At 66.6% G+C, this 10,478-nt stretch carries 9 protein-coding genes; 3 read left to right on the forward strand and 6 right to left on the reverse strand.

Going from position 1 to position 10,478, the window contains the following annotated elements; genetic code table 11:
• Window positions 1–129: 129 nt before the first annotated feature.
• Entirely contained in the window at window positions 130–621 is a 492-nt protein-coding gene (locus tag BRAS3809_RS25030) for a Fur family transcriptional regulator (protein WP_008964819.1), read from the reverse strand.
• 178 nt (window positions 622–799) lie between these two features.
• Here BRAS3809_RS25030 and BRAS3809_RS25035 point away from each other — a divergent pair, with 178 nt between their 5' ends.
• From BRAS3809_RS25035 to BRAS3809_RS25045, 3 genes are read left to right on the forward strand one after another with little or no spacing between them, the layout of a single operon-like run.
• On the forward strand, window positions 800–1,279 hold the full coding sequence (locus BRAS3809_RS25035) for a MarR family winged helix-turn-helix transcriptional regulator (RefSeq protein ID WP_008964820.1): 480 nt from the start codon (window positions 800–802) through the stop codon (window positions 1,277–1,279).
• Window positions 1,272–2,429, forward strand: a complete 1,158-nt coding sequence (locus tag BRAS3809_RS25040; protein ID WP_008964821.1) for an HlyD family secretion protein — start codon at window positions 1,272–1,274, stop codon at window positions 2,427–2,429. Before BRAS3809_RS25035 ends, BRAS3809_RS25040 begins: the two co-directional genes overlap by 8 nt.
• A 4-nt stretch (window positions 2,430–2,433) precedes the next feature.
• Window positions 2,434–3,990, forward strand: a complete 1,557-nt coding sequence (locus tag BRAS3809_RS25045; protein WP_035658370.1) for a DHA2 family efflux MFS transporter permease subunit — start codon at window positions 2,434–2,436, stop codon at window positions 3,988–3,990.
• Window positions 3,991–4,509: 519 nt separating this feature from the next.
• Here BRAS3809_RS25045 and BRAS3809_RS25050 read toward each other — a convergent pair.
• From BRAS3809_RS25050 to BRAS3809_RS25070, 5 genes are all read right to left on the reverse strand, one after another.
• Complete coding sequence (locus BRAS3809_RS25050; protein ID WP_008964823.1) at window positions 4,510–6,225, reverse strand: flotillin family protein; 1,716 nt, start codon at window positions 6,223–6,225, stop codon at window positions 4,510–4,512.
• Between the two features lie 5 nt (window positions 6,226–6,230).
• A complete protein-coding gene (locus BRAS3809_RS25055) occupies window positions 6,231–6,893 on the reverse strand; it encodes an OB-fold-containig protein (protein WP_008964824.1) in 663 nt (220 codons plus the stop codon).
• Between the two features lie 22 nt (window positions 6,894–6,915).
• Complete coding sequence (locus tag BRAS3809_RS25060) at window positions 6,916–8,097, reverse strand: PspA/IM30 family protein (protein ID WP_008964825.1); 1,182 nt, start codon at window positions 8,095–8,097, stop codon at window positions 6,916–6,918.
• A gap of 249 nt (window positions 8,098–8,346) precedes the next feature.
• Complete coding sequence (locus tag BRAS3809_RS25065) at window positions 8,347–9,357, reverse strand: phosphotransferase (RefSeq protein ID WP_008964826.1); 1,011 nt, start codon at window positions 9,355–9,357, stop codon at window positions 8,347–8,349.
• 144 nt (window positions 9,358–9,501) lie between these two features.
• On the reverse strand, window positions 9,502–10,395 hold the full coding sequence (locus tag BRAS3809_RS25070) for a dioxygenase family protein (protein ID WP_008964827.1): 894 nt from the start codon (window positions 10,393–10,395) through the stop codon (window positions 9,502–9,504).
• Between the last annotated feature and the right edge of the window lie 83 nt (window positions 10,396–10,478).

A 10,478-nucleotide genomic window follows, 5' to 3' on the forward strand; every position in this document is an offset into this window, starting at 1 on the left:
GGAGTAACAAATCAGCGGACTGCCGTCCGGATAGCTCTATAGGCGCCTTATGCGATCGCGTCCNGGGAGGGCGCTGCCGTCGCTGACCACAGCAGTGACGTCTGTGCAGCTGCCCGGCAGTGACTGACCTCACGCCGGCGTCTGGCAATGCGCGCAGAGACCGGTGATCTCGACGACCGACATCTTCGGCAGGAAGCCCGATGCGGCGGCGGCGCTCTTCAGGCTTTCCGCGATCGGCGCGGCGGGAACCTCGCCGACTGCGCCGCAGCTCTCGCAGATCAGGAACGCGACCAGCGCGGTCTGCTCATGGTCATGGGCGCAGGCAAGGAACGCGTTGCGGCTTTCGATGCGGTGCACCAGGCCGTTCGCCATCAGGAACTCGAGCGCGCGATACACCGTGATCGGTGCCGGCCGCGCCGCGACCTTGGCGAGTTCCTCGATGATCTCATAGGCGCCGAGCGGCCGGTGGCTCGACAGCAGCGCCTCCAGCACCTGGCGGCGCTGCGGCGTGAACTTCTGGCCGCGCTGGGCGCAGACCCGCTCGGCATGGTCGAGGGCGTCGGCCGTGCAACGGCCATGGTCGTGGTCGGGCGCCGGAAAGATGGGTTTTGCGACGGTCATTGTCGACAATCTAGCATTTCCGGGCCCGCTCGCCAAAGGGCGCGGCCGAGCCATGCGTTCCGGTCGGAGCGGATGCGCGACAGTTTCGGCATGAAAAATTCATAAGCTTGCTTATCATATACGAGACTTATTGCAGACCAGGCTCAGCTTCCCCTCCGTTCCCGAATCGAGACCCGCCATGACCCGCACGTCCGTGGACGTGAATTTTCTGTTTACGCTCGGCGAGCTGCAGCGCCTGGTGCGCGCCTATGCCGACAAGGAGGCGGCGCGCTTCGGCATGACCCGGGCGCAATGGGCGGTGCTCGCCAAGGTCGAGCGCAACGAGGGGATGAAGCAGTCGGAGCTGGCCGAGCAGATGGAGATGCAGCCGATCACGCTGACGCGGCTGATCGACAAGCTCGCCGATGCCGGGCTGATCGAGCGCCGCGGCGACGACACCGACCGCCGCGTCAACCGGCTGTATCTGCGGAAGGCCGCGCGCCCGCTGCTCGCCAAGCTCGCGGTGCTGCGCGGCGAGATCACCGCGACCGCGCTGGACGGCATCAGTGCCGCGGACGCCGAGCGACTGACGGCCCAGCTCGAGACCATCAAGGACAATGTGAGGAACGCCCTGCAGTCGCTCTGCGACGAGCAGCGAAAGGAGCAGCGCTATGGCTGAGCCCGCCCTGAAACTCGCCCCCGAACAGAAAGCCAGCCCGGACGCGGCGCCGCCGGCCGCCGCTGCCGCGAAGCCGAAGCGTCCCGGGGTCCTGCGCCGCTATCGCCGCACGCTGCTGCTGGTCGTGCTGCCGCTGCTGGCCGCGATCGGCGGCTTCGTGCTCTATCTCAACGGCGGCCGCTACGTGACGACCGACGACGCCTATGTCGGCGCGCAGAAGGTGCTCATCACGCCTGACATCTCCGGCAAGATCGTCAAGGTGCTGGTGAAGGAAGGCCAGCAGGTGCAGAAGGGCGACGAGCTGTTCGAGATCGACGCCGTGCCCTACCGGCTCGCGGTCGACCAGGCCAAGGCGGCGCTGGAACAGGCGCGGACCGCGTACGACAATCTCGTCGCCAACATCAAGATCTACGGCCAGATGCTCGACCTCGCCAACCAGGGCATCGACCTCAAGCAGAAGGACGTCGAGCGCAAGCAGACGCTCGCCAAGAACAATTTCGGCTCGCAGCTCGATCTCGACAACGCCGCCAACGCGCTGGTGACCGCCGGCGCGCAGGCGCAGTTCATCAAGCAGCAGCTGTCGAACGCCAGGACGCAGCTGCTCGGCAATCCCGAGCTGCCGCTCGAGCAGTTCCCGCCCTATGTCCAGGCCAAGGCCAAGCTCGAGGAGGCGCAGCGCGACCTCGACCACACCACCTTGCGCGCGCCGATGCCGGGCATCGCCACCCAGGTCGACCAGATCCAGCTCGGCCGCTTCGTCGCCGCGGGCACGCCGGTGTTCTCGGTGATCGACATCAGCAATCCCTGGGTCGATGCCAATCCGAAGGAGAGCGACTTCACCTATGTCGCGGTCGGCCAGCCGGTCGAGCTCGACGTCGACGCCTTCCCCAACCACCGCTTCAAGGGCACGGTCGGCTCGCTGTCGCCGGGCACCGGCGCGCAGTTCGCGATCCTGCCGCCGCAGAACGCGACCGGCAATTTCGTCAAGGTGGTGCAGCGCGTGCCGGTGCGGATCTATTTCGACAAGAATGACAAGTTCGTCGCCAGGCTGAAGGCCGGCATGAGCGTCAACGTGTCGATCGACACCGGGCACGAGCGCACGCTCGCCGGCCTGTTCGGATCGGCGCACGCTGCGAACAAGGACGAGTAGCGCGATGACCGCGCCGGCAGTCTCATCCGCGGTTCCCGGCCTGCGCCGGAACATGGTGACGATCTGCGCCATGACGGCGACGATCATGCAGGCGCTCGACACCACCATCGCCAACGTCGCGCTGCCCTACATGCAGGGCACGCTGTCGGCGTCGCAGGACCAGATCAACTGGGTGCTGACCTCCTACATCGTCGCGGCCGCGATCATGACCGCGCCGGTGGGATGGATCGCCAACCGCTTCGGCCGCAAGCGCACCTTCATCATCTGCTCGGCCGGCTTCACCATCGCCTCGGTGATGTGCGGGCTGGCGCAGGACATCACCCAGATGGTGCTGTTCCGCCTGCTGCAGGGCGTATTCGGCGCCTCGCTGGTGCCGCTGTCCCAGGCGGTGATGCTCGACTCCTACGCGCTGCACGAGCGCGCCAAGGCGATGGCGATCTGGGGCATGGGCGTGATGCTCGGCCCGATCATGGGGCCGTCGCTGGGCGCGTGGCTGACCGAGACCTATTCCTGGCACTGGGTGTTCTTCGTCAATCTGCCGTTCGGCGCCGTCACCGTGCTCGGGCTGATGGCGTTCATGGAGGAGACCAGGCCGAACGCCGAACTGACCTTCGACTGGTTCGGCTTCGTCGCGCTCGCCATCGGCATCGGCTCGCTGCAGATCGCGCTCGACCGCGGCGAGGACCAGGGCTGGCTGGAGAGCAACGAGATCATCATCGAGTTCATCGTCGCGGCTGTCGGCTTCTACTACTTCCTGGCGCATTCGCTGACCACCAAGCGGCCGTTCATCCAGTTCGCGCTGTTCAAGGACCGCAATTTCGTCGGCGGCTGCGTGTTCATGACCGTCATGGGCCTGGTGCTGTTCTCGACCATGGCGCTGTCCTCGCCCTATCTGCAGAACGTCATCGGCTATCCCATCATCACCGCCGGCGTGCTGCTCGCGACCCGCGGCTGCGGCACTTTCGTGGCGATGATGCTGGTCGGGCGGCTCTTGCGCTACATCGAGGCACGCACGCTGATCATCGTCGGGCTGTCGCTGACGGCGCTGTCGCTGTTCCAGATGACCGGCTGGACCGACCAGACCGGCGTGCCCGAGATCGTCACCATCAGCATCATGCAGGGCTTCGGCTTCGGCCTGGTCTTCGTGCCGCTCTCGACCGTGGCGTTCCTGACGCTGCCGGGCGCGCTGCGCACCGACGGAACCTCGATGCTGACGCTGGTGCGCAATGTCGCCAGCTCGATCGGCATTTCCATCGCCATCGCGCAGCTCACCCAGGGCGCGCGCCGGAACCATGCGATCCTGGTCGAGCACATCAACCCGTTCAATCACGCTCTGCAGATGCCCAACGTCGCCGGACTGCTGAACCTCTCCACCGATGCCGGGCGCGCGATGGCCGATGCCATGGTCAACGTGCAGGCGCAGATCCTGGCCTTCTCGCACGACTACCAGCTGGTGATGACGTTCATCCTGGTGTCGATCCCGCTCGCGGTGATGATCGGCTCGACGCGCACGGCGCTGCGCCAGCAGTCCGCGCCGGCCGATCACGCGGTGATAGAGTAGTTAATCCAAGATGAATGTTCCCGCCGCGGAAAATGCGTGCGCTGTTCGGACGCAGTGTGGCGGGAGTAGCAAAAGAGTGACCGCCACGTGATGGATTTGTAACTTCAATCCGGCGCGCATCCGGCTATCTTTAGCTCACCCCACTCGGTGCTCTGCGTATGAGTTGCGCGCAGGGACTGCACCTCATGAGCGCCCCACTCGTGATGTGCCGGGCGGGGGCGGTGGCTCCTCCAGCGCCGCCCCCCAGCCCCGGGGAATTTTTCCCGCGCACGCCATGGATCTGTTCTCGCCGGTCGCGACGTCCCGGGATGAGCCGCGCGTCAGCATTGGCTTGCCCTCGCTGCCAGCCCCACCTTCCGCTGTCGTCCCGGCGAACGCCGGGATCCATACCGCGTGATTTATCTTGAGGCACGCTGATCGTTGAACTTTCCGCGCCACATTTCCGCCGATGGTTATCGGTCCCGGCGTGCGCCGGGACGACAGCGGAGAATGACGCGCCATCGCGGCGACCACGCCCGACTACGGCGACGGCGCCGAGACCGGGAGCGGCTCGATCGTGGCGGCGCCGTTGGCGGTCTTCGCCTCCGGCTTCGGCATGATCACGCCGGCCAGCGCCTGCACCGGGTCGTCGCCCGGCTTGAAGCCGGACTGTACCAGGATCTCGTCGATCAGCGGCTTCAGCGCATGCACGCGCAAGAGCTCGCCGGCGAGGCCTTCGCCGAAGCCGACATTGCCGCCGCCGATACCGTTGCCATTGCCGTTGCCGCCGAAGGCGCCGCCGGTGTGCAGGATACGGACGTCCTTGAGGTTGGCGATCGGCTTGACCATCTCGCCGAGCGCGGCCGGCATGGTGGCGATGCGCTGCTTGGCGAGCTCGAAATCGATCACGTTGCTGCCGAGCTTGTTCTGCGCCTCGTTCTTCAACAGGATCACCGCGGCCTCGGCCTCGCCGATCTCGCGCACGCCGGCGGCCTTGATCTTGTTGGCCTGCGCCTCCGCCTCGGCGAGCGTCTTGGCCGCCTCGCCGCGATCGACCGCGGCGCGCTTCTCGGCTTCCGCCGCCACCGTGATACCGGTGGAGCGCTGCTCGGCCTCCTTGCGCGCGGACATCACCGCGGTCTGGCGCTCGCGGTCGGCGATCTCGATCGCGCGTGCGGTCGTCACCTTTTCCTCCGCAGCCACCGCCAGCGCTTCGGCCTGCTTGGCGACGGCGCGGGCCTCGGAGGTTTCCTTGCTCTTGGCCGCGATCTGGATGTCGTTGTCCTGGGTCGCGAGCTGGATCTCGCGATCGGCGTCGGTCTTGCGGCGGTTGATGGCGAGATTGGATTCGATCACCGCCGTCTCCTTCTGCTTGCGCGCCTCGGCCTCCTTCTGCGCGACAGCCTGATCCGTATCGATTCGCGCGGCCTCCTCGGTCAGGCGCGCCGTCTGCGTCGCGCTTGCGACCTCGGCGCGGGTGCTCGCCGTCTTGTTGGCGATGTCGCGCTCCTGGCTGAGCTCGGCCTCCTTCTTGGTCCGCTCGATCTCGAGCGTCTGCTGCCGGGCCTGCAGATCCTTCTGCGCGATCGCCACCTCGTTGTCGCGCACGATCGCGTTGCGGTCGCGGCGGCGGGTCTCGGTGATGGTCTTCAGCCGCGTCAGGCCCTCGGCGTCAAAGAAGTTCTCGGCGTTGAAGAACGAGATGTCGGTCTGGTCGAGCTTGGTCAGCGAGACCGATTCCAGCTCCAGGCCGTTCGACTGCACGTCGGCCTCGACCGCGGCCTGGACGTGCTTGACGAAATCCGAGCGCTTCTCCTGCAGATCCAACAACTCCATCGTGGCTGCGACCGAACGCAGGCCGTCGACGAACTTGGCCTCGACCTGGTCGCGCAGCAGCTCGGCATTGTTGGTGACGGCGCCGAGCGTCTGCGCGGCGAGCGCGATCGAATCTACGTCGGGCTTCACGCGGACATAGAACTCGGCGTCGATGTCGACGCGCATGCGGTCCTTGGTGATCAGGGAATCCTTCTTGGAGCGCTCGACGCGCAGCCGCAGCGTCTTCAGGTTGACGCGGGCGATCGAGTGGAAGATCGGCAGCACCACGGCGCCGCCGTCGAGCACGACCTTCTTGCCGCCCATGCCGGTGCGGACGAAGGCCTCGTCACGGGTCGAGCGATGGTAGAGAACGGCGAACACGGTGCCGAGAACGACCAGCAGCACGACGCCGATTGATGCGGGCAGAACCAGATCAAACATGGGAGCTACTTTCGGGTTGAGGATTTGTGAGAGTCCGTGAGCTCGTCGGCGGCCGCGATCGCGAGGAAGCGGCCGTCCTTGCGGTCGACGAGCAGAACCGCGGCCCCCTTCGGCAGCGCCGGCGAGCCGGGCGCGGCCGTGGCGGTGACCGTGTGCCAATTGCCATGGACGTCCTTGACGCGGACGCGGCCGGGCAGCCCGCCATCGAGCGGACCGACCGCGACCTCGCCGGTGCGGCCGACGAGGTCGGCGAGATCGACGGCATAGCTTTCATCCTGCGGCACGAGCCGCGCGACATGTCGCGTCGAGCTGCGCAGCAGCGGCACGGTGACGACCGCGGCGAGCACGCCCGCCGCCGGTGCGGGCAGCGGCAGTCCGACGAGATGCGCGGCGTCCTGCAGCAGAAAGCCGGAGATCGAGAAGATGCCGAGCCCGAGCAGGATGCAGATCATCAGCGGTACGCCGCCGACATTGATCCAGGACAGGACATGACCGAGGCTGGTATCGCCGGCATCATGGCCGAGGTCAAAGCTCTGGCCCAGCAGCTCGCTGACCGAGAGGCCGATCAGCATCGAGCCGACCTCGACGCCGCCGACCAGCACGATCATCACGGCGGCGACCGCGAACGGCCGCACCTCGGGCTGCATGAAATGGTCGATGATGGTCATGGGACGTTGCGCCCCTGCCCGCTCAATGCTGCGACTTCAGTCGCGCCAGCCGCTCGGCAATGTCCTTGTCGCGCTTCAGCTTCGAGAGTTCGTCGATGTCGGGTGACGGCGGGATGCCCTCCGGCACACCGGTGGCGCGCGCGATCGCCCGCGACGCACGCGTAGCCTTGGCGAGGCCGGCATCCTCGCCCTTGCGCGCGGCGGCTGTCGGCTGCCTGGCCATCGCTTCGCTGCGCTCGAGCTCGGCGAGACGCGCTTGCGCATCCTGCAGGCTCGACAGGATCGCGCGCAGGCTCGTCAGCACCGCGTCGACGCGCTCCGCATTCTCGTCGATCGCCTTCGACAGCACCTCGAACTGGGCTTCGAGGTCCATCTGCCGGGCGATGCCGGCGCGGGCGAGATCGTCGCGGTTCTCGGCGATGGCGAGGTGGATCTGCTCCGCAAGCGCAGCCGTCTCGCGCTCGATTTCGGCGCGACGCGCGTTCAGCCGGTATTCCTCGGCGCGCGCGGACGCGAGGCTGTCGCGCGACTCGCGCTCCGCCTGCTCGATCTCGCGGATCGCCTGCCTGACCAGCGCAACCTTGTTGTTGTCCTCGGCCTTCTCGATCGCACCATAGGCGATCCCGGCGATGAGCCGCCCGGCGCGTGACAGGAGCGTGTCGGGAGCCGGCGCGTGTTCGGCGAGCATGACGTTGTCCTTTCGTGGGCTGAGAGTTGGGCGGATATGAGCGTGTGAGGTCGCGGTGACGCCGAAATGGACTTCGAAGTCACCATCATTGGTGCGGACGAGCTGCGCCGGCGTCGCGTGCGTCCAGCCCGATTCATAACCCCGGACCTCGAACGGGATGGTGAAACGGCCGAGCGCGGTGCCGAGCGACAGCGTGCCGGCATCCCTGACATTCACCAATCGGTCGTCGAGCGGCAGCCTTGGGTTCGAGGCGGCGCGATAGGCCATGCGGTCGCGCAGGCCGAGCGTCACCAGGCGCGACGGCAGCCGCGTCGCCTTGCGGATCGGCTCATAGGCATGGCCGTGCAGGGCGACGAGATTGGCGCCGATGCCCTTCGCCGCGGCGATCTCGTCGAGCATGTCCATCATCCGGGCATAGTCGGCGAACGTCGCCTCGATCGCGTCCCGCGCCTCCGGGGACAACAGGAGACGATAGCGAACAGCCTGATCATAGGAGATTCCGGCCATGAGGAACATAAAAGCACAGTTTACGTGCTTTGACAAGCTTCCCGGCCGTCGGAGAGGACCGCAGCTTTCGGTGACCACGAAGAACACCCTGCTCATGCCGATATGTCGCGCCGATCCGGTCGGGCGTTTGGTGGACGGCTGAACAATCTCCGGTGATCGTTAAGAGAGCGGCTGACGTCGGGAGCAAATGCGTCGCAGTCCCGTGCAACACGACGCAGGCTCGCCGCTTGCGTGCAAGCATTCCGGGAATGCGCGCGATCAGTCGAGCAGTTCGCGGCAGCCAAGGTCATCGACCGCAAGGAAGATGCGCTCGAGATGATTCCACCAAATCACTGGCGGGATGTTGACCGTCCATTGCCAAACCGGCTTGGTGATGTGCCACAGCACGGCAAAGCGATAGTCCGCGTCGAGCGCCGCGCGGTCGTAGCCGGCGACGCCGTGCGCGACCAATGTCCGATGATAGCAGTCGAGCAGCGGCCGCTCGATCACGGCGCGGCGCTCGGGATACTGGTGCAGCGCGATCATGTAGGCGAGATCGTGCGCCGGCACGTTGATCCGCCACCGGTCGAAATCGAACGCGCGCACGTCGTTGTCGCCTGCGGCCAACGGGACCAGGAAGTTCCAGACATGCGCATCGCCATGCGCGATGCTGAGATTCCGCCGCGCGTGATAGCGCTGCAACAGCCGCGGCGACGCCGCGATGAAGCGATCATAGACGGCGCGCCGCTCCGCGCTCAAGCGGTCGCCGAGCAGATCGGCGAAGCGCTGGTAGTGGCCGGCAAAGAGCCCGCTGTGCTTCGTGGTGTCCTCCGGCGTCGCGAGGCTGCCGATGGTCACGCCGAGCCGCGGGTCGTCCCACCACGCCGCATGCAGCCGCGCCAGCGCACGCACGATCGCTTCGGCGTGCGGCACGCTCGGCGGCAGCGGCCATTGCGTCGCGGTCTGATGGGTGTCGGTGAGATCCTCCAGCAGCAGATGCCAGGTGGTTTCGTCTTCGTCGAAGGCGCCCCCGTAGCAGCCGGGCACCAGGCGCGTCGGCATCATCCGCGCCAGCTCGCGATAGAAGGTGACCTCGTGGCGGCCGTCGTGCCACATCGTCTTGGCAAAGGCCGGCAGCGGCAGCTTGAGGATCAGCGTCTTCGGCGCATCCGGCGCAGCACCGCCATAGGTCAGGCCAAGACGGATGATGCGCGAGACCAGCATCGACCGGTCGCTGATGACGGAGACGTTCGTCACCGCGCCGGACACGAGCACGCCCGCCTCGCGCATGGTGGACGTCAAGGCACCGGGCGCGGCGGCGGACGGCAAGTCGGCGGAAGACACGTCGGTAGAGGATATGTCGGTTGAGGACATGCGCGCAGCGTCCCTTCAGGGTTGCAGCTGCGCCTACACTAACATGGATGTTGCGACGCGCTACTTGATCGGCGCGCGCGGCAACACGGTGTCACCGGACTCCATGCGGTAGACGTGGTCGAGCGAGTACCAGGGCGCGGTGACGTCGGGCTCGGTCGGATGCGGTTCGTCGTGGCGGATGAAGTTGCCGAGCAGAGCGCGTGTGACGCCGAACTGGACGTCGCTGTCGATGTGCGGGTCGTTGGGGTCGTAGACCTGCGAGATCAGGACCTTGTAGCCTTGCTTGACGATCAGCGCATGCAGATGCGCGGGACGATAGGGATGGCGGCCCTGCGCCTTCAGGAGACGGCCGACGACGCCGTCGGTCGGAATGGGATAGCCGACCATCATCACCGAGCGAAACCAGAAGCGGCCGTCTTCATCGGTGGTGAACTTGCCGCGCAGATTCATGTCGGCCTGTTCGGGATCCTGGTTCTCGTAATAGCCGACCGGCGACGCATGCCAGACATCGACCTCGGCGCCGGCGACCGGCGCGCCATTTGGATCGACAACGCGCCCGTGCACGAACAGCGCAGGGCCCGGCGTCGCCGAGCGCAGGATCGAGCCGCCGTTTTCGGTGCGCGGGGAGTTCAGCCGCCAGAACGGGCCGAGCAGCGACTGCGCCGTCTCGGTGTTGCCGCCATCGCCATTGTTGAGCAGGCAGACCAGCGGCGAAACGCCGAGTGAGCCGGCCATCAGCACGACTTCATTGTGCGTGTCGTTGGTCCGCTGTCCCAGCTCGGCGATAACAGCGGCGGCCTCGCGGAATTCGGCCTCAGTGAGTCGGACGTCGCGGACGAAGCCGTGCAGGTGCCTGATCAGCGACACCATGATCTCGCGCAGCCGCGGGTTGGAGGTCTGCTCCATCACCGCCAGCACGGCGGGGGTGACGTCCTGTTCGCGGGAGATGGTCATGGTCAGGTCTCCGTCATTCCGCAGGGATATCGCAGTTGGAGATGCCGAGCTGTTTCGGCGAACGATCCTGCCGTTAGTTACTG

The sequence above is a fragment of the Bradyrhizobium sp. STM 3809 genome, from assembly GCF_000239795.1.
Taxonomy (GTDB): Bacteria; Pseudomonadota; Alphaproteobacteria; order Rhizobiales; family Xanthobacteraceae; genus Bradyrhizobium.

Bases quoted from the DNA above. Each gene is read 5' to 3' on its own strand.
- BRAS3809_RS25030 (WP_008964819.1), bottom strand. From the start codon at position 621: ATGACCGTCGCAAAACCCATCTTTCCGGCGCCCGACCACGACCATGGC.
- BRAS3809_RS25035 (WP_008964820.1), top strand. From the start codon at position 800: ATGACCCGCACGTCCGTGGACGTGAATTTTCTGTTTACGCTCGGCGAG.
- BRAS3809_RS25040 (WP_008964821.1), top strand. From the start codon at position 1,272: ATGGCTGAGCCCGCCCTGAAACTCGCCCCCGAACAGAAAGCCAGCCCG.
- BRAS3809_RS25045 (WP_035658370.1), top strand. From the start codon at position 2,434: ATGACCGCGCCGGCAGTCTCATCCGCGGTTCCCGGCCTGCGCCGGAAC.
- BRAS3809_RS25050 (WP_008964823.1), bottom strand. From the start codon at position 6,225: ATGTTTGATCTGGTTCTGCCCGCATCAATCGGCGTCGTGCTGCTGGTC.
- BRAS3809_RS25055 (WP_008964824.1), bottom strand. From the start codon at position 6,893: ATGACCATCATCGACCATTTCATGCAGCCCGAGGTGCGGCCGTTCGCG.
- BRAS3809_RS25060 (WP_008964825.1), bottom strand. From the start codon at position 8,097: ATGTTCCTCATGGCCGGAATCTCCTATGATCAGGCTGTTCGCTATCGT.
- BRAS3809_RS25065 (WP_008964826.1), bottom strand. From the start codon at position 9,357: ATGCGCGAGGCGGGCGTGCTCGTGTCCGGCGCGGTGACGAACGTCTCC.
- BRAS3809_RS25070 (WP_008964827.1), bottom strand. From the start codon at position 10,395: ATGACCATCTCCCGCGAACAGGACGTCACCCCCGCCGTGCTGGCGGTG.